This window comes from Natronocella acetinitrilica (assembly GCF_024170285.1).
Classification (GTDB): domain Bacteria; phylum Pseudomonadota; class Gammaproteobacteria; order Nitrococcales; family Aquisalimonadaceae; genus Natronocella; species Natronocella acetinitrilica.
The window spans coordinates 282,579-306,865 of the sequence record NZ_JALJXV010000003.1 but is presented as its reverse complement, the minus strand read 5'-3'; the positions used below and the strand labels follow the sequence as shown (position 1 = coordinate 306,865).

The window sequence follows — 24,287 nt, the reverse complement described above, 5'->3', positions numbered from 1 at the left end:
ACGCGTCACCGACGCACTCTCAACCGAGCTCTGCCCCCTCGTGCGTCTTTGCTATCTCGCGCATTCGATCGCGCATCTCCTCGGCAATCTGCACCCGGTCCAGCGCCCGTGGTGGTGTCACGAGGAGCTTCAGCAGCTCCTGTCGGTCCGGCAGGCGGCCCTGGTAGACATAGTTGCGGTAGAGCTCCGTGTAGCCACCGAAGTCAGCGTTCAGTTCATCGCAGACGGCCAGTATCGCCTTGGTCTTCTCGCGATCGGCGAAGGCGTTGAACCAGGCCAGCACCTGCCCGCTACCGCCTGCCCCGTCGCCGGCCGCAGCCTTGTGGTGGGGCATCTCGTGGTCGATGAACCGCTGGAAGAGTGCTCGCTTCGCCCGATGCTCCGGGCTTGACTGAAGCGTGTCGAGAATCGCGCCACGTGTCGCATTGAAGCGCGCCTCGTCACCTTCCTGCCGCAGGCCTTCGATCAGGCCCAGGATGTAGCCGACGGTCACCTCATCACGGCGAATCAGCTCGACCTCGAAGTCGATATTGGCAAGCATTGACGGCTCACCCTCCGCCTCCTCCCCGCCCTCGGCTCCCTCCTTGCACGCAGCCTTCTTGCCCGCCTCTATATCCTCGCGCAGATCGAGGTACTTGCTCTGGTATTCCACCAGATCCGACGTCGTGATGCCAAGGGCCCCGCGCTCGATGTCCTCGCAATACTCGTGGAAGGTCTTCAGCGTGTTCTGCAAGCGCAGCACCTCGCGAAAGCGCACGATGAACTCGCACTGCTCCTCCTCGCTCTCCAGAGCGCCAACGCTGTCCACCGTGGGGGCGATAGACTTCAGCTTGTCCACCTCATCGCGAAACCGCTCGGCGAGATCCGCGTATGGCTCCATCACCACCGCATCCGGACCGCAGAGCACCGTCGACTTGGCGTGCCTGTTGGCAAAGATGGAGAGCGCCTCATCGGTTGCCTCCTTCAAGTCGCGATAGCAGACGATGTTGCCGTGAGACTTCTTTGCGTCGAACACGCGATTCGTCCGCGAGAAGGCCTGAATCAGCCCGTGGTGTCGAAGGTTCTTGTCGACGTAGAGCGTGTTCAGGGCTTTGCTGTCAAAACCGGTCAGGAACATGTTCACGACCAGGAGGACGTCGACCTCGCCGCGGCGAACCCGCTTTGAGACATCCTGGTAGTACTCGTAGAACGACTTGTTGTCGGCCGCGCGGTAGGAGGCCCCGTAGAGCGCGTTATAGTCATCAATGCAGCCCTGAAGGAAGGCGAGCCGGGAGGCATCGATACTCTTCGCGCTCATGTCCGGCAGGTCCTGTTCTGACACGCCCGAGAACTCCCCGGATTCGCCCCGGGCGCAGCTGAAGATCGTGGCAAGGCGAAGCGTGTGCTGCCCGGCGAGTTTTTTCTCCTTGAACTGCGTGTAGTACTCCTGGAGCATCTCCACATTGGCAACGCAGAGCATCGCCGTGTACTCACGCTGATGGGTCTTGCTCTCGTGGATCCTGATGATGTCATCGGCGACCTTGCCGATGCGCTGGGGTGAGGTGATGAACTCACGCTCTGCGGCCATCTCCGGTGTCAGCCCGACCCTGCCATCCTCGCGCGCCTCATCCCCATCGGATCCCGAGACCGCTGTGCGGTATTCGATGGAGAATCGCAACACGTTGCGATCACGGATGGCATCGGTGATGACGTAGCGATGCAGGGCCTGGCCAAAGAGGTGCTCCGTGGTGCGCTTGCCGAACTTCGTGTCGCTGATGTTCTGATCGAAGATCGGTGTGCCGGTGAAGCCGAACATCTGCCGGTTGGTAAAGAAGTCGCAGATCCGCTGGTGCGTCTCACCGAACTGGCTGCGATGGCATTCATCGAAGATAAAGACGAACTTCTGCGCGCGCACGCCCTCGCATTGCTTGCGGAACCTGTTGCGGGTGATGGCGGCGTTGAGCTTCTGGATGGTGGTGACGATGAGCTTGCAGGCCGGGTCGTTTAACTGCGCCACGAGCTTGCCGGTGTCCTCGGTGGTATCGACGCTGTTGGCACTGAAGGCATTGAATTCAAGGGCTGTCTGGTAGTCGAGATCACGGCGGTCAACGACAAAGACCACCTTGTCGACGGTCTGGTCATTGCTGAGGATCTGGCTTGCCTTGAATGAGGTCAGTGTCTTTCCGGATCCGGTGGTGTGCCAGACGTAACCATCCCCCTGGGCGCACGCCACCCGCTCCAGGATTCGCTCGACGGCGTAGTACTGGTAGGGGCGCAGGACCAGGAGGGAGCACGTCGTCTCGTGCAGCACCACGTAACGGGCGATCATCTTCGAGAGGTGGCAGCGCTCCATGAAGGCGTCGACGAAGGCGCTCAGGCGATTGATGCGCTGGTTCTCCTCGTCGGCCCACTCGAAGGTGAACTGGTAGCTCAGCTCGGCGTTGTTGGAGAAGTAGCGGGTGTCCACGCCGTTACTGATGACAAAGAGCTGGATGTAGTCGAAAAGTCCGCTGTTGGTGCTGTAGGAGGTTTTCCGGTACCGGTCGATCTGGTCGAAGGCGGTGCGCATGTCCGACCCCGGGGCCTTGAGCTCCATCTGCACCAGGGGCAGCCCGTTAATCAGGATCGTGACATCGTAGCGGCTGTGATTTGACGCAGACTTGTTGGTGATCTGCCGGGCCACCTGGAAGCGGTTCTGGCACCAGTGCCTAGTGTTGAGGAGTTCGAGATAGAGGCTACTCACCCCATCGGCGCACTTCACCTCGACGCGCCCCCGGAGTTGCTTGGCGCGATCAAAGACACTGCCGCGATTCAGGGTGTTCAGGAGCTGATCGAATTCGTCCCGGGAGAGTGTATCCCTGCCATGCTTCGCAAGCTCGTCCTTGTTGTGGGCCTCGATCTGGGCCTTGAAGTTGTCCACCAGGGCCGGCTCGTTTCTGATCTCGACGATCTCATAGCCAAGGCCGCCCAATTGGTCGACCAGGGCCTTCTCCATGTCGAGCTCACTCTGCATGGTCATGCCGCCTCCTCGGTCAGTTCAGTGTCGACGGCCAGACGACGCTTGCCAGTTAGCAGTTGCTGCATGAGGGCCTTCTTTTCTTGCTTCAGGCACTCTAGGCGCTTTTGCAATGCTTCGATTTCCTTCTCGGCATCGGATAGAACACTGGCTATAGCAAGTTGTTCGCGCAGGGAAGGCATAGCAATGTGTGTCTTTAAAAAATCCGCTGGATTAAGCCTCTTCGATCCAGTGCCAGTCATCTTTGCTTCGAGCCGCTGGTAGAAAGACTCCTGCGCGCAATAGTAGAGAAGCCACTGCGAGTGGCAATTTTCTTTAAAATCGAATGCTGGAATGTCTTGAGATGTCTCATACATATCAAAGCACTCAGGCACCAGACCGAATGCCCCTTTGTGGATGTTTTGTTTGCCGTAAATGAACTGGCCTGACCTTCTGACAAAGTGAGCCGTTGCCCCATCCGATTCGGTCCCTCGACACGCCCTTGCCTCTATACCATTTAGGTGGAGGCGCACGGTTAGTCTTTTGTGAGGGTTATTTTCTGTTGAATGGATACGGCTTTCGGAAAGACAGTCGGATAAGGCGTTTACTGCCCACTCCCCCTCAAACCCAGGCAACCGCTTCTCCCCAGTCAGCAGCACCTGCATCAGCCCCTTCTTCCGGGCCTGACTGTTTGTGAGCAATTGCTCTGTGGTGGCGATGGAGACGTCCCAGGTTGAGAGGATTTTGGCGATGGCTTTTTGTTCTTCAATGGGAGGAAGTTTGAGCTTGAAGTCTTTGACAATAGCAGCGTTTAAGTTGGCTTGAGTGCCCTGTTGACCTAAGGACTTAACATTGTCTTTTAGAGAGCAAAGATAGAAATACAAATAACTGAAGTCGAGACAGTCGCTCGGCACAATACCAAGTATTGCTTGCGACGAAGCAAGATCTGCCTGTGCAATGCTGCACTCGCCGATGGATCCATACATCGCATACAGTATGGTGTTTTTTGGATACAACCTTGCTGAGCTATTGCTCAGACCTAATTCGGTCAGGCACTTGTCAGTTTCACCAATCCACTTCCCCCGCTTGGTCATGTCTGAAATGGACACCCATGGGATATTTCCACCATAGTACTCAGACACAGTTGATTTTGGCGTTCCACCACTACCAATTGAGGCCACGTCACCCAGGCGGACATCAATCCACTGGCCGGAAAAAGCGCTCTTTAGCTCATTTGCGTCAAGAGACATAACCAATCTCCCTCAGGTAGCCGGCCATCTGTTCATTCAGCCCTGCAATGGTCTGCTCGATCTCCGCGCGCTCGGCCTGCACTGCCATGAGATCAATCGCGTCCTCCTCCTCGAAGGTATCCACGTACCGCGGGATGTTGAGGTTGTAGTCGTTCTCCCTGATCTCATCGAGGCTTGCCAGGTGGCTGTACTTGTCAATGGATGACCTGGTATCGAGGGTGTCGATGATCTTGCGAACATCCGCACTTCGCAGCGTGTTCTGATTCTTGCCCTTGGCAAAGTCCCGGCTCGCGTCGATAAAGAGAACGTGCTCGGAGTCCTTGCGGCACTTCTTGAAGACAAGGATGGCTGTCGGGATGCCTGTGCCGAAAAAGAGGTTCTGCGGCAGCCCGATCACCGCATCCAGCGCATTCATCTCCCGGATAATGTGCTGGCGGATATGCCCCTCGGCCGCGCCACGGAAAAGAACGCCATGGGGCACCACGACCGCCGCCGTGCCGTTGTCCGCAAGCTGGAACAGCATGTGCTGGATGAACGCCATGTCGGCCTTGGTCTTGGGTGCAAGCCTGCCGAAGCTCGAGAAACGATCATCATTGAGGTGCAGCGGGTTGGCCGACCAGTCGAGCGAGAAGGGGGGGTTGGCCACGATGGCCTCAAAGCGCTGCTCCCGGTGCTGCGGGTTCTCCAGGGTGTCATCCTGCTTGATATCAAAGTCCTTGTAGTGGACCTTGTGCAGGATCATGTTCATGCGGGCCAAGTTGAACGTGGTGCGGTTGAACTCCTGGCCATAATACCGACCAACCTTCTGAACATGCCGGGAGACGCGAAGCAGCAGGGAGCCGGATCCGCAGGTGGGATCGTAGACGCTTTTCAGTTCTGTCTTTCCCAGTGAGACGATTCGGGACAGGATTTCACTCACGCGCTGCGGGGTATAGAACTCGCCGGCCTTCTTGCCACCACTCGATGCGAAGTTGCTGATGAGATACTCGTAGCTATCACCCAGGACGTCGGCCTCCACTTCGTCCATGCGGAAGTCGATCTTCGAGAGCTGGCGCAGGATCTCTTTCACCACAGTGTTCCGGACGTCCGGGGTCTTGCCAAGCTTCGAGGAGCTGAGATCCATGTCCTCAAAGAGGTGCACGAAGTCATCCTCTGACTCCTCGCCGCGCGAGCTCTTCTCGATGTCGTTTAGCACGGCCTGGACGTCCCCAAGAACAAAGGCGTCCGCGTCAGCCTCAATGCGCGCCACGACATTGCGGAAGAGCTGGCCTGGCGCCAGATGGTAGCCAAGGGCGTCAACCGCCTCCTCGCGCACGGCCTCGATCAGCGCGGCCATGTCCGGGTCCGAGTCATCGATCTTCGCGTAGTCGATGCCATCTGCCTCAAGCGTCTTTTCTGCAATCAGGTACAACTGCTCGGAGAGGAACTTGTAGAAAATGAACCCGAGGATATAGTCCCGGAACTCATCACCGCTCATCTTTCCGCGAAGATAGTTGCAGATCGCCCAGAGCTGGGCCTGTAGCCTGTTTTTTTGTTCTTCTGACATGTGCGTTCCGCTCTCCAGGGCCAAGACGGCCCTCGGGTGGTGCGTCGATCACGGCCAACGAAGCCTTGGCGATCCCTGCCCTGCCACGCAACCGACGCTATTGCCCAAACTTTAATATATGATTTATTAATTGTCACGCTCCATGTCACACCTGTCTGCTGGTCGAGGGGGTCGTTAGGCGGGCGTCGATTGCCCCATGCGCCACCTTGCACACGTTCGGGCAATGTAGCGCGGGTAGCGGACCTTGGTCGCCGCCCACGGGCCACAGATGACCGAAGGTCCTGGGCGCATCGTGTCGCCGCCAGGGTCTTGCGCCTCCCGCGCCCGGATGCCCGCGCCAGCGATTTCGCTGCCATGCATCAGATCGCGCTGCCGCTCGACCACCCAGCGCTTTTCCGCACTCATCGCGAGCGGTGCGAGGAGGACGGTGCCTGCCAACAGGGCGGCGGCGAGCAATACACTGCGCGAGAGGGTGTGATTGGTTGCTCTTCTGCCTCTCATATCAGGACGTCATAATCTGGCGTGCGGGCAGCGGCTAGTTGCTCCCGCGGACGCACTCCGCGCCTTGAAATCAAGCTTGGCGCGGGGCACAGGCCGTTTCCAGAAACGACCACCTCAGAGCGCGGCTGTGGCGCCTACCAAGGCGAGCGCGCACTCTGCCACGAGCAGGGGCGTTGGTCGAGCCCGCACCGGGTGGCGGTCTGCTAGGGCAATACTAGACTCTTGGATGCGGCCACAAGGAGTTAAGTCGATGCGTCCATGGCCTTCAGTAGCCCAAACGATCCTGGCTCCGACATTGCTAGTGCTTGCCTCGGCAACTAGCGAGGCAATTATTCATGATGACGGGGACACTGCGTATGAGCCCCATGCCGGGGCGTGGGAGGTGGGCCTATATCACTCAAGCGAGACAGGCAAGCCCGCCGGTGCATACATCAGGGGGGTCTCCAATGACGGGATGACACTTAGAAGCTCCATGCTCTTCGAGCTCGGATGCTGGGTTATGAGGGGCTTCAACGTAGGGATTCCCGCGCATGTCGCGCCCTCAGACTGGCAGCCGCTCAGCGAGCGCTGGAGCGACGTAAGGGCCAGGGTTGACCTGGGGCAGATCCACGAAATTGAGGTCGACTACTCGATCGCGCCGGACTGGATGGAGGGAGCGATCGCCATCGCACTCGACCCTGTTTCGTCTGAGCCGATCTACCATGCGCTCGACGGTGATGCTCTCTACCTTGAGATGGGACCCCGCGAAGGTGGAGAGCGCCTCTATATGCGCCTGCCTTTAGAAGGTGCGCGTTCGGCGTACAGAAGAGCGCGTGACCTTTGCCTTGAGAGTGATCCTGCACTCCACTTCGTCGCCCCGGAGAGGATTCATGTAGAGATCGACCTGGATTAGCGGTGTCGCGCTGCCGCGGGGTACTCGGATCATGGGCATTTCGCGGCGCGCGCCGGCCGCCAGTGCTCCTCGCCGCGAGCGCCTGAGCCGCGCGCTTCCCACACCGGCGTTTCGACGCTACCCTTGGTCACGGGCGCGACAAGTCACTAGGGGGGGAGGCATGGCGGCGATGGGCGCGCCAACACTGGAAGTCGACTACGTGCGCCCGGCGAAGGCGAGCGGCGGGGTCGACCCGCTCGGCGTACAGACCATCGGCGTTGGCGTCTACACCCAGCTCCTGCCCGGCATCACCAATGTCACCAACCGCGCCTTCTACTATGTCTTCCACCCCTGGCTCTTCTCCGCCTTTGAGCGCCGCGGCTGGCGCAGTGCAGCCCTGGTGCGCGAGCGGCTTCGCCGCGCCGAGGTACTGCTGCTCCTGATCGCGGTGCACCACGGTGCGCGCGCCGGCGGGGTCGACCGCGAGCACAGCCCCGCGGTGGTCGGCATCAACCGCGTCTGGAACGCCTACCCCGGGATGGTGCGCGCGGGCGCGGTGCGCCTGTCTGACTTCGCCCACCGCCGCGCCGATGCGACACGCTACTTCAAGGCGCCGGAGGGTGGCCTTGGCCAGTACTACTTCGGCTCGCTCTGGCAGCTCGGGCTCCTTGATGGCGAGCGCGCGTCAAAGGCCTTTGCCACTGACGGTGTCGGCACCCACTTTGCCGCGCGCATCGACGCCGCGCTGCCCGCCGATGCCTTTCTCGATGCGCTCGAGGCCGATCGCGTGAGCATCGCAACACTCGAGGCCCTTGCGGGCTTCTGCCCCTGCTGCCTGCAACACCCCGGGGCGCTGCGCGAGGATCTCCTGGCGCTTTTCACCGAGGGCTTTGAGGCCATCGCCCCTGGGGCGGTTGGCGCGGCGGCGCGCGAGCGCGACACCGATGTCGCCGCGCGCGCCGAGAGCCTGGCGCTCATCCAGTGGCTCATCAGTGTGCGGGGCTGGGGCCGTGCGGGCTCCGATGGCGCCTTTCTCGCCGAGCGCTTCCGAGCCCTTGTCTACACGCTCCATGATGATGCTGGCAGCCCCCTTGCGCTGCCAGCAGGCCTTATCGACTGCGCCCGGCGCTGGCAGGTCTACCAGCGCCACGAGCTCCTCTCCTGCGCGCTCCAGGCGCTCTTCCATGGCGCGCTTAGGTGGCTCGAGTGCTGCCGTGCCGAGCAGCGCTTTGCGAGCGGTCAGGCGGCGGCCGACGCCTTTTTCGAGACCGGCCCAGGCTCCGCGGCACTCGCCGAGACGCCGGGCGCACACCCTGGCGCGTGGCTTGCCGCGCGCGCAAGCACACTGCCGGGGTACGCCGACTGGGGGCACCCGGGGCACGAGCACCAGCGCCTTCGCGCGGCGGTCGCCGCCAGTGCCCGCGGCGGGCTCGATGGGCCCGGCATCCAGGCGCTCACCAGTGATGCGCTCACCCTCCTCGCCGCGCTGCTGGTGCGCGAGGATAATGCGGATCGCTACGGCGCGGTGGGTTTTCGCGCCGGCTTCTTCGAGGACTACCCGCTCACGCTCGAGCGCGTCCACACACTGCTCCTCACACACCACCGGGATGCGACCCCGGCGCAGGCCTTCGCAGCACTGCTCCGCGACTGCTGCCTCGAGGCCCATCAGCGCGTCGCCCTTGGCAAGCTGCGCTTCCAGGGCACGGACACCTTCTGCGTGCTTGAGACCGAGGGCGGGCTTGCTGTGCAGGGCGTGCCGGCGATCGCCGAGACCACGCCGCGGCTTGCCAACGCGCTTCGCATCCTGCGCGACCTCGCGCTGCTGCGCCGGGCCGACGACGGGGCGCTCGAGGCCTGCGGCGAGCCGCTCTGGGAGCGCTACCTGTGAGCGGCGGTCTTTCGCTGCTCGAGGCCGTGCGTCGTGGCCGCTACAGCGCCTGCCTTGCCGCCACCTACGCGCTCGACTTCCCCTTCTACGAGGAGCTGCTGCTGCGCCGCCTCGCAGCCCAGGGGGTCACCCACCACCTGCTCTTCGCCGACCAGGCGCGGGTGCGCGAGGCGCTGCTCGCGCGCCCGCCACGGCTTCTTGGCACGCACTACACGCTTGCCCCCATGCACCTCGCCCGCGGCGCCTTCCACCCCAAGGTGGTGCTACTCCTCGGCGAGGAGCACGGGCTACTCGCCCTTGGCAGCGCGAACCTCACCGCCGCCGGCTTTGGCCACAACCTCGAGGTCAGTGCGCTTGCCCGCTTCAGCCCCGAGGCGCGCGGCGAGCACGCGCTCTTCGCGCAGGCCTTCGCCGCCTTCACCACCTGGCTTAGTGATTTCGGCGCGGCGCTTCCGGCGGCGATCAGTGAGCTCCTCGACGCCACCCATACGCTCTGCCCCTGGCTTGCCGAGACGCCGACGCCCGCGCCCGATCCGAGCGCGGCATTTTTCGCAAGCAGCGCCTCGCGCGCACCGCTCTGGGAGCAGGTGGAGGGTGCGCTGCCGCAGCGCGTTGCCACCGTGCGCGCACTCGCCCCCTACTTCGATGATGCGCTCGGCTTTCTCGCGACGCTCGCCGAGCGCAGCGCGAGCCCACCGGTCATCGGCATCCAGCCCGACCAGGCGCTCATCAACCCGAGCGCCCTCGCCGATCCGCGCTTTCGCCTCGCCGATGTGAGCGCGCTGCCGGCACTCGGTGAGCGCGCGCGCTTTGCCCACGCCAAGGCGATTGCGCTCGACGGCCCCGACGCCAGCACGCACCTGCTCGTTGGCAGTGCAAATCTCTCCCGCCCGGCCTGGCTGCTCGCACCCCCGCAGGGCAATGCCGAGGCGGTGATGCTGCTCGGCGGCGAGGCCGCGCGCGCGGCAAGCGAGCGCCTCGGGCTTGGCGCACTCGATACGGCCCCCACCCCGGACGCGCTGAGCGCGAGTGCGCCCGGCACATCGGCGGCGGACGTGGCCGGCGTCTCGATGCTGGTCCTGCCCTGCAGCCACGCGTCCGGGCTTGAGATCCCGCTACCGCCTGGGAGCGGTCAGGCCTGCGCCTACTACCCGGGGCAGGGCGGCCAGGGCGGCCAGGGCGGCGGGGCCGAGCAGCTCGCGCCCCAGCGCCGCGGCGACGCGCTTCACCTCGCCCATACCGTGCTTCGCCGCGGCGAGGTGGTGCACGTTGCCATCGATGGCGCATTGCGCCTGCTTGTCTGCCCGCTCTTCGTTGATCTCGTCCGCGAGCATGCGCGCTCGGGCGCGGCGCGTGAGATCCGCCAGGTGCTCTCGCGCCTTCGCGACGAGGAGCCTGCGCTGGCAAGTCTTTTTGAGTTCCTGGAGCGCGCGCTGGCCGAGTCCGATGACGCGCCGACGGTCGCCGCCCTCGACGCGCTCCCCCGCGAGGCGTCGGCCACCGCCGAGCCCGGCGACGTGCGCGGGCCGCTGGTCGCACCGGCCGATGTCGCGGCCCGGGAGCGCCTGGCGAGAAGTCGCGCCCACGCCCGGGGCGAGTCGACACTCTCGAGTCTGCTCTCGGCGCTGATCGACCAGGCCGGTGGCAGCACCGGGGGGTTCTCGCCAACGGCCCGCGACAGCGCAGCCGTCACCGAGGATGCGCTTGCCAATGCCGGCGATGAGGCCACCGAGGATGCCCCCATCGCCGATGCGCAAGCGCCCGGGGAGCAGGCTGCCGAGGCGCGTCGCCGCGCGCTTTGTGCGCGCAAACTGGCAACACTCGCCACCCGCCTGCAGACGGCCTTCGCCGACCGGGCCGATCGCCGAAGCCCGCCGGCGCGGCGCGTCCAGCAGGCCGCCGTCGCCCTTGGCACCCTGCGCCTGCTCCATCGTCTGGACGCGGCCTGCGTCGGGCGCGAGCAGCTCGAGGCGATCACCCGTCTTGCCCTGCCCGCGGTCTTCAGCGAAGAGCAGCGCCCCGGGCCACTCGCCAAGGAAGAGACACCGGCAACCGAGGGCTACGCGCAGGCGGCAGCGCTCGCGCTCTGGGCGCTCTACACGCTTGGCGCGTCGCTGCGCGACAAGCCACCGCTCTCCACCGACCCCGCCCTCGCCGCGGCGGCACACTGGGAGAACGCCGCCCTGCTCTTCCTCGGCCAGCGACTGAACGCCGATCCGGCGATTGCGCTCGCCGCAGGGCGCCTGCTCGGCGAGGGCGATGCGCCCGGCGCCGACTGGCTCCATCAGCAGCGCGCCGCCTGCCAGGGGCTTGCCAGCGGCGGCTCGCTTGGCGGCTACGAGCTGCTGCGCCAGACAAGCGGCGCGCTCTGGGGTGTCTGCCTTGGGATCGAGCGGGACGGCGGGTCGGTGCGCCTGGCAAGCATTGCCACACCCGAGGTCTCGACCCGGCGCTTTCGCGCGGAGGCGCTTGAACCCATCACCCCACCGACAGACAGCGGAGACGCCCCATGAAGGTACTCTATTTTATCGCCATACTCCTGCTCGGCCTATTGCAATTCCTCGCGATCTGGACCGGCATCGAGGTTTTTCTTGGCATCCACGCGATCTTCGCACTGATCCTCGCGCTTTTTCTCACCGGCATTCCGCTCATCGGCACGCTCGCCGGGGTCTACGGCGCGGTGGCGGGCTGGGGCTGGAGTCTCGTCGCCGCGCTCACCCTCTTCTTCGGGCTCTTCGCGCTGATCCTGGTGCTGTTCGCGCTCGACCGCGCGGACGGGCACCGCGGCTGAGGGGCAGCGCGGCTTGCCGGCGCCCGGCCGTGCTCCGCTGGAGAACCTGCTGGAGAACCTGCTGGGGGCTTGCTGGGGGCTTGCGGGCGTAGCGCCAGTGCTTGCGACTGGGCTGATCTCAGGCGGCTCTGTGAACCGACTCAGACTCAGCCCAGTCGCGGGCGAGCTGCACGCGTTCGCCGCGGCGAACGGCTTTTTTGGACTTCCCGTGGGCCGCCCCTTTGCCGAGGAGAGGGGTGCGATGCAGCGGATTGCGCTGCCGGATCGTCGTTACCTTTTTGGCCATAATAAATCTCCTGTGATTGTTCACTTATTATATCTCTTGATAATAATAAAGTCAATCACCTGCACCGCGCACGTCGCGGCTGCGCCCTGCCCCAGCGCAAGGCCCCGTGCATTTTTTAATCGATAACAAATTCCATTCTGTGACGTCCCGCACAGTGGTTTCGTGACCTGGTCACGGCATTGGCGCTCGCCGCTGCGTATCTTGCCGGTGCCTGTGGCTGCACCTGCGCTGCTGCCCATCGACCGAGGACACGATTTTGTTATTTACAAATAATTACCCATTTGGTGGCCGTCTGCCGCTTGCCGCCGCAACGCTCGCCTCGGTGCTGCTGCTCGCCGGCTGCGTCTCCGAGGGCAGTGCCCGCTCGGGCAGTTCAGCGGAGCGCGACCCACCGCTCTCCCAGGATGGTGGTGTGGGTGTTCCCGATAACGCGGCCGGCGCCGCTCCCGTGGTGCCCCCTCCTGCCCCTGAGCCTGCCCCTGAGCCTGCCCCTGAGCCTGCCCCTGAGCCTGCCCCTGAGCCTGCCCCTGAACCGAAACCTGAACCTGAGCCTGCGCCCGAGAATGAGCCCGAGCCAATCCCGGAGCCGGAGCCGGAGCCGGAGCCGGAGCCGGAGCCAGAGCCGGAGCCGGAGCCGGAGCCAGAGCCAGAGCCAGAGCCGCAGGCCACGGTCTCCTGGACCGCGCCGGTGACGCGCGTCAACGGCGAGCCGATCTCGCTCTCGGCGATCAGCCACTACACCATCCACATCGGGACACAGAGCGCGCAGTACGACCAGGAGATCCTGGTCACCGACTACGCGCAGACCGTGTGGGTGTTCGATGACCTCGATCCGGGCACCTACTACGTTGCCATGCGCGTCGAGGACGTCGACGGGCTTCGCAGCAGCTACTCCGAGGAGATCAGTTTTACCGTGGAGTAGGCGGGCCGTCTAGCCGCCCGCCTCGCCATTCGCGAACAGCTCAATGAAAAGCAGCACGCCATCGATGCCATAGCTTGCCGCAAGCAGTAGCGCCCCGATAATCAGCCAGACGTTGCGGGTCGACTGCCAGCTGTCCCAGTTGATCGTGATCTGCCTCTCGATCGCGGCGCTTGCCCGCTCCATGCGCGAGAGTCCTGGCGCGGGCTCTCCCGCAGGATCCGGGGCAGGCTCCGGGGGTGTCTCCAGGGGTGTCTCCATCCCCGGGGCAGACGCGGGCTCTCCCGCGCCCTGGTCACCTCCAGCGGGACTGCCGGCTCCCTGGGCGGGAGTCCCCGACCCTCTAAGTCCGCGCGCCCGGACGAGTTGCGTTGCCATCAGGCTCGCGCGCACCGCCTGCACCGTGAAGATCACGGCCGCCGCCGCGCTGAGGGCGAAGCTAAGCAGGGCCGCGGCCGCACTCACGGTGGGCTACTCCTTCTCCGCGTGCACCATGACGTGGATACCCCCGGTCTCGCCTGTCTCGCGGACCTCGGACGCCAGGTGCTCCTCGATCAGATTGCCTGCCTCCAGCATGGCCTCGGTCAGCGCCGCGTGACTGCGCCTGGCGCTGTAGGGGCGCACCGGCGGTTCCGCGACCTGCGCCAGAATCACCCGGCGCGGAATCGCCTCAATCGCAATCTCGTAGTCACAGGCGGCCGCAACCTCGCCGATCAGCAAGAGGCTTGGCACATACCCCTGGTTGCCACGCTCAAGGCGAGAGATCTGCGACTGCTTGAGCCCCGTGCGCTCGGCAAGCGCCTCCTGAGAGAGCCCGCAGCCAACGCGCATGTCGAACGCCATCTTGCCAAGCCGCGTTGCAAGATCGCTTGCCGCGAGCGCCTTGGAGAAGCGCGGATCACGGCGGCCACGATCAATGAAGTCCTGTACCTTGCTCATCATCTCAAGCCTCTGCGGCCATCAGTCATAGTCACCACGCCGAATCTCGGACTCAAGCACCCGCCAGTCCTTTGTCTTGTGGCAGTCGAGCACCATGAAGCGATCCTGATCAATGCGCTTGAAGAGCGTCGTGTAGCCATGGCGCTCGACAGCAAAAAAGCGCTCGCGCTCGCCGGCGGCGTTGACCCGCTCGAGCAGCACGTCGTCATCGTAGACATCGAGATGGCTCGGGTCATTGTAGGCTTTCTGTGCAAAATCGAGCCCTTCCAGCAGTCCAAGGTGCAGTTTGCTGCCATCCGCAGGCCCACCCTGCTCCACGCGCTCGATGCAGTGATCCACCCGCGGGTGAATCCAAGTGTCCGGTAGTTCCTTCATGAGTATAACATATCTGTTATGTTTGTCTCCCCGGCCTGCTCCGGGAGGTGAGGGTGAGGCCGAGCCGCCCGCAGGCGGCCCGGCCCGTAGTGCCGACTCAGAAGAGCCCCGGCCCCTGGTAGGCCTTGATCCAGGCGTCCATCGCTCGCACGGGGCGATCGCCGAACTCGGCCATCAGCGCATCCGCCCGGTCCTCGACCCCCGCAGGCAGCGCCGGGTCGGTGGCGCTCCAGGCGACTGAGCACATGCCGCCGGCTGGCCCCCGGAAGGCCTCCCAGACGCGAAACACCTCGCGGCCGCGCACCATCGGCACGCCGGCAACGCTTGAGGCAGCCCGCCAGCCGTGCTCGGTGAGATACCACTGCTCGCACTCGTGCGCAGGCTCCGCGCCGCTATCCTCGGGCGTGGCTGCCGCCTGCCCGGACGGCGCGCCTGCCCGCGCCCGCTGCCCCGCCACCTGGCGCTCCCGGGTGCGCACAAGCTCCGTCCAGTCCGAGCAGCCGCACTCGCGCGCCTTCAGCGCAAGCAGGTCCTTCAGCCGCAGGCGACCGAGATCGGTGTCAGGCGCGAGCCCGCAGGCATCCGGCGCCATGCGACCGGCACGCAGTGCTCGCAGCGTCTTTCGGGCATCCGCCTTCAGGCGGCCAGGGGTGGGAATAGTTTGATCGGTCATTGGATGATCCCTCTGTGTCGACTGGCCCGATCAGCACCATCCCGCCTGGTACTTCCCGAGCGTTCGTCGAGAAGAATGACCATCTGCCACAAGGGCTTTGCTCGGTGCAGCCCCGGAGCGGGGGCTTTTCAATTGCGGGATTGGGTGGCCGGCACCAGCGACACGACTTGACGCTAGCACGGCGCAGGCGCGCCGCGCAAGCACAGCGGCGCAGGCCCTCAGCCGGGGCGGTGCAGGCCAATCGCCTGCCAGCCGAGTGAGACGAGCTGCGCCTGGTTCGAGCAGTGGAGCTTGCGCCGCAGCTGCTTCACGTAGCTGCGGATGGTGCCAATCGTCGAGCCCCGGGCGGCGGCGATCTCCGCGAGCGTGCGCCCGTCGAGCAGGTGCGCCAGGACGTCGGCCTCGCCCGGGGTGATGCGAAAGCGCCGGCGCAGATAGCGCCGGTCGATGCTGCTCGCCTCCCCGGTGCGCCGGCAGAGCACCAGGCGCAGGCCCTCCGGCACCCCATTGCCCTCGAATGGCAGCACCGTCAACTCGAGCCCACAGGCCCCACAGGGGTCATCGAGGTAGAGCGTTGCACCCGCGTGCAGCAGCGCCGCCCCAGGGTCGCGCAGCAGCATGGCGAGGCGGCGGTCCGCGCCCTCATCGGCAAGGCGCAGCCGGCCGCTCGCGCAGCGCACCATCGCGCCCGAACCGGCGAGCAGCGCCTCCGCCTCGCCCTGCAGCGCGGTGATCAGCCCGCTGCGGTCGCACTGAATGAGACCAAGCCCCCAGTTGCTCAAAAGCCCACTGCTCGCCTCGGACGCACGGCGCACCTCGGCAATCCGCCAGCGAAGCGCCATCGCGCGGCGCAGATGCGGGATGACCGTGTCGAGATCGCGCAGCGTCTCGGGGCGGATCGGCCCTGTCCCGCGGCCATTCTGCACGCTGATCCCGCAGTTCAGCTGCGGGCCAACCGGCAGGTAGCCAACGGCGAAGTGCGTAACACCGCCCGGCTCGTAGAAGCCCTCGAAGACCGCGCTGCCCTCGAACTCCTCGCGGCTCATCAGCGCCTCATCGGTGAGCGCACGCCCCGGGGAGCGGGCAAAGAGCTTGGGTCCAATCTCGTCGCGCGCAGCCCAGTTGCGGATGTAGTGCTCGACTTCCGCCGCGCTCACCCCCGAGGAGGCGCCCTCAACGATGATGCCGCCGCAATTGATGGTGAGTATGTGACAGAGATCCGTGGCGAGGTAGCGGTGCAGGGCCGCCACGTCCCAGGCCTCGCCCTCGGCCGCCCGGGCGTAGAAGCTCTCAATGACGCGATTGAATTCCGCCAGTCGTCGCTGATGCATGCATGGCACCCCACCCTGCCACGCTTTGACATTATCGCGCTTCGGGCGTCGTCGCAACCCGACACTTTTCCGGGGCACGGGCGACATCGCCCGGCGGCGGTGCCTGCACTCAGGGGACAGGGGGTTCGATCAGCGACGCGTCCTCGGCGTCGGACCGGTTGACCCGGGTGCTGACCGCGTGCAGCGCGATCACCTCGGAGTCAAGCCGCACGCTCGCCTCGCGGATCGCCGCATGGCGGGTGATCGCCGGATCCATCCAGGCACCGAGGCACGCCGGCGCGAGGATGAGTGGCATGCGCGGGTGCACCGTCGCCGCACGCGCCTTCGCCGGCACCGTGATGATGGCAAAGCCCGCCGGCGCGCCGTCCGGCGTGCAGGCGTAGACGCCGGCGAAGTAGAGCAGCGCGCCCTCGGCGTGGTAGTGGTAGTAGGGCTGCTTGCCGCCCTCGCCCGCCTGCCACTCATACCAGCCATCGGCCGGCACCAGGCAGCGGTGGTGGGCGAAGGCCTCGCGGAAGTAGGGGCTCGTTGCCACGCGCTCGGCACGGGCGTTGATCGGCGTCGGGCTCTCGGCGCTCGCCCAGTGCGGACGGTAGCCCCAGCGCAGCTGCTCGAAGGCCAGCGTCTCGGCGCGGGCGTTCAGTGTGAGCGGTGCCGTGCCCGGGGCGATGTTGTAGCGCGGCGTGTTGCCGCCGACATTGCGGGTGACGCCAAACTCCCCGGCGATCCGCGAGCGCGGCGAGTAGAGTGCGTAGCGCCCACACATGCCTGTCTCCTGCCAGCCGCCGCCGTTTCGGGCAGCCTAGCGCATCGCCGCGCGGGCGTCACCGTGCGGCCCCGGGTGCGAGAACCCCCCCCGGTGCTGGCGGCCTTGTGTGCCGCATTCACTCCCGGCCCCAGGTGAGCGCATAGGCGGCGGCATAGCACTCGCGCATGGCGGCGTGGCGCTCGCGCTCGGGCTGCGCCATGAAGTCCCGGGCGTGCCCGATGGCATCGGTCATGACCAGATACTCGAGCACCACGCGCAGCTGCTCCTCGCTTGCCGGCGAGCCACCCTCCTCGATCTGCTGCAAGCGCAGATCCACCAGCCTGGTATAGCCTGCGGACCCGCGGTGGGTGTATAGCATCTCCACAAAGCCACGCTCCCCGGGCGGCGTTGCGGCAAGCTCGCCGTAGAGCCGCTTCACCGCCGTACACGCCGACGCCGCCTGTTGATAGTCCGTCCAGTCGCGCACCACCGCCATCGCCGCGAGCCCGGGCTCCGTCGCCGCGTCCTGGAAAAGTCGCACCGACTCCCGCGCCGAGGCCGGCGAGGCCGCATGCAGTGCTGCGAGCAACACCACCATCAAGCCAAGGCCGCGTCCGATCTGTCTGCTTCGCATCGCTCCCCCTCCGAGTGCCGTTCAAAGGCGGCCTGCCTGCCGCCTGGCCGAGTCTAGCCACATTCGCCCCGTTCGCCCAGCGCAACGGACCAGAGGGCGCTGCGCGCAGGCCGTGTGCTGCTTGACATGTCTTTATTTTATTGTTATTATATTAAACATCACCTTCACGGAGAGCCCGCCATGATGCGAATCGCCTACCTGCCCGTCAATGACGCCTGGGTCGTGCTCTTTGGCGATGCCATCATCTCCATTGGCAGTGCCTGCCAGACCCTTTTCGCGTCGCGTGCGATCCTCGAGTCGACGCTCGAACACCTCGGGCTTCGTGTTGACGGCAACCGTGTTGTCTGCGTGGACTAGCGGGAGCCGGGCACTTTCCGGCACCTGCCTGGCGTTGACCGCTGGCCTTTATTTTCTGTATAATTAAGAATTTATCGGTACTGATCGCAACGGTGCCGACCACCAAACCGAGGAGCCCCGCCGCCCATGATCTGCTATCGCCACTACCCGCTTCAGCTCGACCGTGACGCCATCGGCCGCTGCCGCCTCCCACGTGGGGCTGAGATTGTCGGTGTCGACCCGGCCGAGCGTGCCGGCGGGGCGCTTCGCCTGCGCTGCCTGGCCGATGCCGCGCAGCCCGAGGAGGCGCGCGACTTCCGCCTGCTCTCCCTCGATGATTCGGAGAGCGCCCCGGTGCGCGCCGTCGGTGCGGTGGATGGCTTTCTGCTGGTCGAGATCGACCCCCCGGCGCCTGCTGGCAGCGTGCGCCTGTTCCTCGACCAGCACTATGACCGCAGCTGGGGCGACCCCACCTACGCCAAGGACGGGGATGCCGGGATCGACCTGCGTGCGGCGCTGACCGACGCCGACTCACTCACTCTCGCACCGAACAGCAACGCACTGATCCCAAGTGGCATCCGCGTGCGCCTGCCCCGTGCGCTTCAGATCGAGCTCCGGCCGCGAAGCGGACTCGCCCACAAGCATCGCCTGGCCGTCACCAACAGCCCCGCCACCATTGATTCCGGCTATCTCGGCGAGATCTTCGTGAGCCTCGAGAACCGCGGCCAGGCGCCCTACACGGTGGAGCGCGGCGAGCGCATCGCCCAGGCCGTGCTGATGCCCTATCAGCGCGCCGGCTTCGTCGCGGTCGACCATGCGGATGCGCTCGGCGAGAGCCTGCGCGGGGCCGGCGGCTTCGGCCACTCCGGGCGCCGATAGCCCCGCGCCCTGGCGGACAACGGCGCCATCAGGGCGCCGTCCTCCTGTGCGATCCTGCGGTGCCTCAGGACATGCCAGGGCCGCCCGCCCCGGACTCGACCCGCGCCTTCGGTGCGCGCTCCCCCGTTACCCGGGCGGTAAGCCCCCGGTGAGCAACGCCGCGCGCGGCCGCCGGCGCTTCCTGCTCGCGCGCGATGGCAAGCGCCTGGCGCAGCACGCAGAGAAGCTCATAGGCGTTTTTCGCATCGACACCGACGTGGGCGTGGTGGATGCCAAAGGAGCCGTGCGGCGGGTGCCCGAGCGTGCCCTTGGCAAGTGTCAGCACCGCATCGAGCTGCTGGCAGGTCTCAAGACTTGCCTCCTTGCGCGGCCTGTCAGCCGGTGCCGACTCGCTCAGCACCCCCATGCGGGCGATCTCGCCGATGTACTCGAACTGCCCGATCCCAACGCGCATCAGAAGCTCAAGGGCAAGCCCCATCGACTGCGCCTGGCGCTCGCTCATCGTCATCACGACCTGCCGGTCTGCTGCCCCGTCTGTCATCGACCCTGCTCCCAGGCTTTTTCGGCTGGCCACGAACACCGCGGCGCACCACACTTGATTTCCTCTATTCTATCACGCACCGCGATCCTCCCAGGCGTCCGGATGCTCGACTGATAGATTTCTTTCACGATCTATCAGTTTTCCGAACATTGATAGGCCCCTCGCCGGAGGGATCACGTTTTTGCACCGAGAGGCGGCGTCCCACGCGCCTCCCCCTCGATCGCAACGCTGCAGCGCCAGTAGACCCCGGGCGCAAGTGACTGGACGCCCTCGGCGCGCTCAAAGCCCTGCGCTCCCGCTGCTGGCAGCAGGGAGCAATCGCTCATGGATAAACCTCGATTCATTGACTCCTCTTATAGTCTGTATATTATTTTTTGCCGATCAAACCCCGCGGCCGGCGGGGGTCGTGATACACTGAAAAGACAAAGCCGCGCAGCAGGAGCGCACCCGCATGGCAGCAACACCACCGTTGGTCAGCGTCGAGTATTTTGTCCGCCCGGACCGCAATTACTGCTTTGCGACCATGGCGGTACGAAGCGATGTTGCCGATGGCGATCTCAGGGCTGCCTGGTGGGTGGGCGATCAGCTTGTGGTCGGCTCGGCCGAGGGCACCCCCGTGCTTGCGCTGAAACGACTCGAGGGCGAGGCGCTTCGCCGCATGCAGGCGATGTACGGCCTGCTGCTGGCCGAGGTTGACGCCGGCGGCTTTGTGCGCCACTTCGACCTGCCGATCACAGGCGGTGCGCAGGCGAGCGGCTCGCTGCTCTAGCGCTTGCGCCTTGCGAGGCGACTGCCCGCTATGCTCCACTGAGCTCTCGAGACGGAGGGGGGTGGATCAATGTTTGGCTGGCTCGCGCACCGCACCGAGAAAAAGCGCATCGAGAAGCTCACGGGTGTGTATCGCCGCGCGAGCAGCGATCAGCTCGCCGCCTGCATCCTGGGTGTCTGGGTCGTGCGCGGGCTCCTGCTGACACCGGGAGCCGACGCTGTCGGTGTGCGGATTTTTCATTATGTGCGCGGCGCGGAAGTGCCGCTCACCGACTGGGAGCAGGGCTTTCTCGCGCAGGGCGATGAGAGCATGGCGCTTGCGATCAGCCACCACCTGCTCACAAATCACGCGGTGAGCTACCCCGACTCTGGCTACGGCGCGCCGGTACGCGAGCTGTGGGACGCGCTCCTCTCGGACACCAGTGCGCTTGCCGCCACCCCCCTGCCGCTCACGCCCGAGTTACAGGAGATTGTCGACCAGGCCGATGTCAGCCATCAGGCGCTCATCGCCAGGCCGCGCGCGATCCTCCCCCACTTCATGGTCCCGGGACACCCCCTGAGTGCCGAGCTCCTTGAGCGCGACAAGCTCGCCCGGCAGATGCTCGGGGAGTAAGCGGCCCCGACCGCGCTCAGGCAGATCCGGCGCCAAGGCGCGCCATCAGCGATGCCGCGCGCAATGGATGCTCTCCAGTGTGTTCATCATGGGCGCCTGCGCGGTGCCCGCCGCCGGGTGCTCGAGCGCCACCCGCGCATGGAGATTGAGAGCGCTTGCGGGCTGTCGCCGCACTGACCTCCAATCCACCCGCGGGCGGCCCTGGCTGGATCAGGCCGCCCGGGGTTCGATCAGATCGGGGAGCGGCTCGCCGCTCTCACCAACCCAGTCACTGAAGGGGTTGGCGATGGCAAGCCCGATCACGCGGCTCGCATCGCCCGGGGTGGGAAAGACATGGTCGCGGGCAAAGACCAAAACACCCGCCTTGCGGACGATGACACCCTGCTCCACCAGGCGTTCGCGCTCGCGCTCCTGCTCGCGCAGCGGGCGCCTCGCGCCATCCCCCGCCCCGCCGGCAGGCTCGGCGCAGCGCGAGCCCCGCAGCACGCAAAGCCCGCTTGCGGTCAGCACCGCACGCGCGTCGGCTCCGCGCACCGTGCAGGTGTACTCCTCGGCGCCCGCCGCGCGCGCCGTCCCCGCCTGGTCATCGAGAATGTCCACGCCAACGGCGCCAAGCAGGCAGTTCGCGGTCTCAACGAGCTCATCGCAGTCGGCCTGCAGCGAGGGGGTGAGGTGCGGACAGGTGCCGGCGCGGTCGTTGCGAATCGCATAGCGCGAGACGCTGCGGGCGATCTCAAGGGCGCGGTACTCGAGGTAGAGTGCATGGGCCTCGGTCAGCGAACTGTTGCTCGAGATCACCACCAGGGCGCGGTCCCAGTCCGCTCGCTTCTGCTCGTGCGTCTCGAGTCGCCTGCTAATCACCCCGGCCTTGCCGATGTAGCAGCTCTGCGTCCCCTGCCGGCTCTCGCGCACCAGGAAGTAGATCCCAACCCGGCCAGCCTCCGGCATGCCAAGAAAGGTCATGAGGTGGCGGCGCGGCACATCGATCACCTGGAGGTTGCGCGTGGTGAACTCGGCGATGCGAATGCCCCGGGGGTCGCCGGAGGGGAGAAAGAGCTGAATCGTCTTCGGTCGGCCTGTCAACACACCACGCTCCCGGGCCTCTTCTGCGGGCCCTTCACCGGTCGCGGGCGTCAGCGCGCCATCACGGCAGCATCCGACTCTCCCGCTGGAGGGGCGGGGCGCTTCGCCGCGCACCCTCCTGCTGTCTGTTGAGGCCGATCATACACCGGATTCCGGAAACTGCCAATAATTTCGTGTTTATTAATTAAGGCAGGGCCGGCGGGGCGCAAACCCTGCTGCCGGGGCGGCAGGTGTGATGGGCTGCCCGCCGCGCGCGCCAGGCCGTGGGTTACTGCCCGGCGAACGGGGGGAGCCCCCAGAGCACGGCGGAGCAGGCAAGCGCCACCGGGCCAGGGATGCGCCGTCTGCCCGCCTCCCAGTCCTCGTAGGTGCGCACCGGGACCAGCAGTGCCCGGGCCGCCTGCGCCTTGCTCGCCACCTTGCCGCGCTCGGGCTTCAGGCGCTGGCGCCACTGACTGAGCGCCTCGGGCGTCATTGGCCCACCCCGATGGGTGCGGTGTCGGCGAAGGGGATCGCCCTGTACAGCCGGCCGTTATAGCCCGGCTCGACGTGAGCGGTCCGCGCGGCGTCAAAGAGCACGCCCACCTGCCCCTGGTCGCGGGAGCGAATGGTGCCGGTTGCGCCTGCCTGGACCAGCAGGCGGCCGTCCGTGTGGTGGACGTCGCGGGTGACGATGATGCGGTCAAAGTCTGTCATGGCGCCCTACTCCTCGCCGGTGAGTACATCCCAGCGCTCGACCGCCGCGTCGAAGAAGGCGGCGAGCGGATGGCCCTCGGTGTGCATCCGGGCTGCAACCTCATCCCAGCTCTCGTCCGGCACACTGATCCCGGCCCGGTAGCATTCGGCGCGCACCCGGTCCTCGAGGGCGGTGAGATCTGCACACTGGGCGAGTTCGTCACGGTACTGCGTCTGCTTGCTCATCGGCTCTTCTCTCCTGTCTGGCGCGCCATCCATGGCGCGCGCCACCTGTCAGTCGTCGTCCAGCACAATGTCGTTGTCAGCGCACCAGTCGCGGGCGATGCCCCGTCCGTGCCGCAGGGCTTCCTCCCTGCTCGGGAACGGTCCCGCGTCCGCGACGAGGGTGTCCACGAAAGCACCCGTGTCGCTGTCAACGACCACCGTCACGTACCAGCCCAGAGCGAAGTCGGACTCATCGTGGGCGTCGATCTCCTCCTGCGTCAGCTCCTCGACCTGGTAGTAGACACCATCATCGCCGCTGCCGAGATAGCTTGCGCAATCGGGGTCGAAGCAGACCACCCGGGTCATCGTCGGCGGCGTGTTGGCGGCCTCCTCCATCGCGTAGTGGCTATCCCAGTCATGACTCGGGCAGTGCGCCATATTGGAGATCCTCGCTGTCTTTGATAGTGCCCATTATACTCCACGCATTGCGTGGTGTCAATACGGGATAATGCGTCTATTTGCGTTTGACTTGGAATTCCGATGGATGCGCTTGGGTGGGGTGGCGGCCAGCGGGCTCATCACCGGCGAGAGCCCCGCCGAGGTCGAGAGCTGGGATGCCCGCGTGAGCCGCATCGGCCGCTGACTCCACAGGAAGAACAACCGCTAGCCGCCCGGGCTTCCCCGGGCGGCCTTCTTGTTGCGCCCGAGGCGCCATCGGCAGTCAGCAGAACACGGGCGCTAGCCTGCGCCCGCCAGCTGCCTCGGCCTAGCGCCCCGAGGGTGTCGGCGCGCTCGCCGAGGTGCTCGGTCGGGTGGCGGCACGTGCCTCGCGCTCGGCAAGCTTGCGCCTGGCCCGCGAGGTCTCGACAAAGCGCTCAAAGCGCGTCAGCGCCGCCGCCTTCGGGATCTCCCCCACCCGCCCGTCCTTGCCGTGGAAGAAGGTCTGGTTGGCATCGAAGACAAAGGAGCGGACCACGTCGTAGACCCGCATGCCGCCCGTGCCGCCCTCAAACATCGACTCACGGGCGTCGACATCGAGCTGCTCGGTCAGCTTCAGCAGGTTGGTGCCTGTTGCGCGCACCCCGAGGATGAACTCGCCGCTAAAGCCCTCGAGCCCCTCCCGGTCGTGGCGCAGGAAGTCTTCCTGGTAGGCCTCGAGGATCTTCATGACAGCGGGCTTGAGCTTGGTAAAGTACTCGGCGCCGGCCGGGCGCTCGTAGACATCGCCGGTCGCCGCCTCCGCCGCACGGATCGCCTCGACAATCGGGAAGGACTCCCACTCGGGCCGAATCGGCGTGTACGGGCAGTCCTCCCAGCCAAACCCCTGGCGCTCGATATGCTCGCGAATACGCGTCAAGTCCGTCATCCCCTGATCCTCACGTTGTTTGTCCCTTGACTCCATTTTACCACTGCCAGGCAGGCGCCGGGGCGCGGGACGCTT

The 24,287-nt window shown here is 65.7% G+C and carries 30 protein-coding genes; 9 read left to right on the top strand and 21 right to left on the bottom strand.

Going from position 1 to position 24,287, the window contains the following annotated elements; genetic code table 11:
- Positions 1-19: 19 nt before the first annotated feature.
- From J2T57_RS07540 to J2T57_RS07525, 4 genes are all read right to left on the bottom strand, one after another.
- Positions 20-2,998, bottom strand: a complete 2,979-nt coding sequence (locus tag J2T57_RS07540) for a type I restriction endonuclease subunit R, EcoR124 family (RefSeq protein ID WP_253476403.1) — start codon at positions 2,996-2,998, stop codon at positions 20-22.
- Entirely contained in the window at positions 2,995-4,224 is a 1,230-nt protein-coding gene (locus J2T57_RS07535) for a restriction endonuclease subunit S (RefSeq protein ID WP_253476401.1), read from the bottom strand. Before J2T57_RS07535 ends, J2T57_RS07540 begins: the two co-directional genes overlap by 4 nt.
- Complete coding sequence (locus J2T57_RS07530) at positions 4,214-5,770, bottom strand: type I restriction-modification system subunit M (protein ID WP_253476399.1); 1,557 nt, start codon at positions 5,768-5,770, stop codon at positions 4,214-4,216. Before J2T57_RS07530 ends, J2T57_RS07535 begins: the two co-directional genes overlap by 11 nt.
- A 174-nt stretch (positions 5,771-5,944) precedes the next feature.
- A complete protein-coding gene (locus tag J2T57_RS07525) occupies positions 5,945-6,271 on the bottom strand; it encodes a hypothetical protein (protein ID WP_253476398.1) in 327 nt (108 codons plus the stop codon).
- Positions 6,272-6,743: 472 nt separating this feature from the next.
- Between J2T57_RS07525 and J2T57_RS07520 the strand changes: the two genes are divergently transcribed.
- From J2T57_RS07520 to J2T57_RS07505, 4 genes are all read left to right on the top strand, one after another.
- Positions 6,744-7,163 carry a hypothetical protein gene (locus J2T57_RS07520; protein ID WP_253476397.1) on the top strand — a complete coding sequence of 140 codons (420 nt, stop codon included), beginning with the start codon at positions 6,744-6,746 and terminating at the stop codon, positions 7,161-7,163.
- 160 nt (positions 7,164-7,323) lie between these two features.
- The gene (locus tag J2T57_RS07515) at positions 7,324-9,030 is read left to right on the top strand and encodes a hypothetical protein (protein ID WP_253476396.1); all 1,707 of its coding nucleotides are present in this window, start codon (positions 7,324-7,326) and stop codon (positions 9,028-9,030) included.
- A complete protein-coding gene (locus tag J2T57_RS07510; protein WP_253476395.1) occupies positions 9,027-11,543 on the top strand; it encodes a phospholipase D-like domain-containing protein in 2,517 nt (838 codons plus the stop codon). Before J2T57_RS07515 ends, J2T57_RS07510 begins: the two co-directional genes overlap by 4 nt.
- A complete protein-coding gene (locus tag J2T57_RS07505; protein WP_253476394.1) occupies positions 11,540-11,821 on the top strand; it encodes a hypothetical protein in 282 nt (93 codons plus the stop codon). The genes J2T57_RS07510 and J2T57_RS07505 overlap by 4 nt, the downstream gene beginning before the upstream one ends.
- 118 nt (positions 11,822-11,939) lie before the next feature.
- Here the strand turns inward: J2T57_RS07505 and J2T57_RS07500 are convergent, their stop codons facing one another.
- On the bottom strand, positions 11,940-12,107 hold the full coding sequence (locus tag J2T57_RS07500; RefSeq protein ID WP_253476393.1) for a hypothetical protein: 168 nt from the start codon (positions 12,105-12,107) through the stop codon (positions 11,940-11,942).
- Between the two features lie 256 nt (positions 12,108-12,363).
- On the opposite strand from J2T57_RS07500, the gene J2T57_RS07495 reads away from it, so the two are divergent.
- A complete protein-coding gene (locus tag J2T57_RS07495) occupies positions 12,364-13,029 on the top strand; it encodes a fibronectin type III domain-containing protein (RefSeq protein WP_253476392.1) in 666 nt (221 codons plus the stop codon).
- A 9-nt stretch (positions 13,030-13,038) separates the two neighbouring features.
- Here the strand turns inward: J2T57_RS07495 and J2T57_RS07490 are convergent, their stop codons facing one another.
- The 7 genes from J2T57_RS07490 to J2T57_RS07460 form a co-directional block, all read right to left on the bottom strand.
- Positions 13,039-13,491 carry a hypothetical protein gene (locus J2T57_RS07490; protein WP_253476391.1) on the bottom strand — a complete coding sequence of 151 codons (453 nt, stop codon included), beginning with the start codon at positions 13,489-13,491 and terminating at the stop codon, positions 13,039-13,041.
- Between the two features lie 6 nt (positions 13,492-13,497).
- Positions 13,498-13,968, bottom strand: a complete 471-nt coding sequence (locus J2T57_RS07485; RefSeq protein ID WP_253476389.1) for a helix-turn-helix transcriptional regulator — start codon at positions 13,966-13,968, stop codon at positions 13,498-13,500.
- 18 nt (positions 13,969-13,986) lie between these two features.
- Positions 13,987-14,340, bottom strand: coding sequence for a hypothetical protein (locus J2T57_RS07480; protein WP_253476387.1), 354 nt, complete (start codon positions 14,338-14,340; stop codon positions 13,987-13,989).
- Positions 14,341-14,437: 97 nt separating this feature from the next.
- Positions 14,438-15,013 carry a hypothetical protein gene (locus J2T57_RS07475; RefSeq protein WP_253476385.1) on the bottom strand — a complete coding sequence of 192 codons (576 nt, stop codon included), beginning with the start codon at positions 15,011-15,013 and terminating at the stop codon, positions 14,438-14,440.
- A gap of 218 nt (positions 15,014-15,231) precedes the next feature.
- Positions 15,232-16,344: a helix-turn-helix transcriptional regulator gene (locus J2T57_RS07470; RefSeq protein WP_253476383.1), complete on the bottom strand. Its 1,113-nt coding sequence runs from the start codon at positions 16,342-16,344 to the stop codon at positions 15,232-15,234.
- Between the two features lie 109 nt (positions 16,345-16,453).
- Positions 16,454-17,110 (bottom strand): SOS response-associated peptidase, encoded by a 657-nt coding sequence (locus J2T57_RS07465; protein ID WP_253476382.1) that lies wholly within the window; start codon positions 17,108-17,110, stop codon positions 16,454-16,456.
- Positions 17,111-17,228: 118 nt separating this feature from the next.
- The gene (locus tag J2T57_RS07460) at positions 17,229-17,726 is read right to left on the bottom strand and encodes a hypothetical protein (RefSeq protein ID WP_253476381.1); all 498 of its coding nucleotides are present in this window, start codon (positions 17,724-17,726) and stop codon (positions 17,229-17,231) included.
- 180 nt (positions 17,727-17,906) lie between these two features.
- Here J2T57_RS07460 and J2T57_RS07455 point away from each other — a divergent pair, with 180 nt between their 5' ends.
- Both J2T57_RS07455 and dut read left to right on the top strand, forming a co-directional pair.
- Positions 17,907-18,083 (top strand): hypothetical protein, encoded by a 177-nt coding sequence (locus J2T57_RS07455; protein WP_253476380.1) that lies wholly within the window; start codon positions 17,907-17,909, stop codon positions 18,081-18,083.
- 126 nt (positions 18,084-18,209) lie between these two features.
- The gene (gene dut, locus J2T57_RS07450; RefSeq protein WP_253476379.1) at positions 18,210-18,941 is read left to right on the top strand and encodes a dUTP diphosphatase; all 732 of its coding nucleotides are present in this window, start codon (positions 18,210-18,212) and stop codon (positions 18,939-18,941) included.
- 64 nt (positions 18,942-19,005) lie between these two features.
- Here the strand turns inward: dut and J2T57_RS07445 are convergent, their stop codons facing one another.
- The gene (locus J2T57_RS07445; protein WP_253476378.1) at positions 19,006-19,482 is read right to left on the bottom strand and encodes a hypothetical protein; all 477 of its coding nucleotides are present in this window, start codon (positions 19,480-19,482) and stop codon (positions 19,006-19,008) included.
- A 173-nt stretch (positions 19,483-19,655) separates the two neighbouring features.
- The gene (locus J2T57_RS07440) at positions 19,656-19,808 is read right to left on the bottom strand and encodes a hypothetical protein (RefSeq protein WP_253476377.1); all 153 of its coding nucleotides are present in this window, start codon (positions 19,806-19,808) and stop codon (positions 19,656-19,658) included.
- Between the two features lie 125 nt (positions 19,809-19,933).
- Here J2T57_RS07440 and J2T57_RS07435 point away from each other — a divergent pair, with 125 nt between their 5' ends.
- Positions 19,934-20,251 (top strand): hypothetical protein, encoded by a 318-nt coding sequence (locus J2T57_RS07435; protein ID WP_253476376.1) that lies wholly within the window; start codon positions 19,934-19,936, stop codon positions 20,249-20,251.
- Between the two features lie 69 nt (positions 20,252-20,320).
- Positions 20,321-20,863, top strand: coding sequence for a hypothetical protein (locus J2T57_RS07430; protein ID WP_253476374.1), 543 nt, complete (start codon positions 20,321-20,323; stop codon positions 20,861-20,863).
- Positions 20,864-20,908: 45 nt separating this feature from the next.
- On the opposite strand, the gene J2T57_RS22175 is transcribed toward J2T57_RS07430, so the two are convergent.
- The 7 genes from J2T57_RS22175 to J2T57_RS07400 all read right to left on the bottom strand — a co-directional run bounded on the left by J2T57_RS22175 (position 20,909) and on the right by J2T57_RS07400 (position 24,212).
- Entirely contained in the window at positions 20,909-21,037 is a 129-nt protein-coding gene (locus J2T57_RS22175) for a hypothetical protein (protein ID WP_301289211.1), read from the bottom strand.
- 36 nt (positions 21,038-21,073) lie between these two features.
- Entirely contained in the window at positions 21,074-21,946 is an 873-nt protein-coding gene (locus tag J2T57_RS07425) for a GIY-YIG nuclease family protein (protein WP_253476372.1), read from the bottom strand.
- Between the two features lie 268 nt (positions 21,947-22,214).
- Complete coding sequence (locus J2T57_RS07420; protein WP_253476370.1) at positions 22,215-22,421, bottom strand: helix-turn-helix domain-containing protein; 207 nt, start codon at positions 22,419-22,421, stop codon at positions 22,215-22,217.
- On the bottom strand, positions 22,418-22,642 hold the full coding sequence (locus J2T57_RS07415) for a hypothetical protein (protein WP_253476368.1): 225 nt from the start codon (positions 22,640-22,642) through the stop codon (positions 22,418-22,420). The genes J2T57_RS07420 and J2T57_RS07415 overlap by 4 nt, the downstream gene beginning before the upstream one ends.
- Before the next feature lie 6 nt (positions 22,643-22,648).
- Positions 22,649-22,867, bottom strand: a complete 219-nt coding sequence (locus J2T57_RS07410) for a hypothetical protein (RefSeq protein ID WP_253476366.1) — start codon at positions 22,865-22,867, stop codon at positions 22,649-22,651.
- Between the two features lie 48 nt (positions 22,868-22,915).
- Positions 22,916-23,284 carry a hypothetical protein gene (locus J2T57_RS07405; RefSeq protein ID WP_253476364.1) on the bottom strand — a complete coding sequence of 123 codons (369 nt, stop codon included), beginning with the start codon at positions 23,282-23,284 and terminating at the stop codon, positions 22,916-22,918.
- Between the two features lie 328 nt (positions 23,285-23,612).
- A complete protein-coding gene (locus J2T57_RS07400) occupies positions 23,613-24,212 on the bottom strand; it encodes a hypothetical protein (protein ID WP_253476362.1) in 600 nt (199 codons plus the stop codon).
- Between the last annotated feature and the right edge of the window lie 75 nt (positions 24,213-24,287).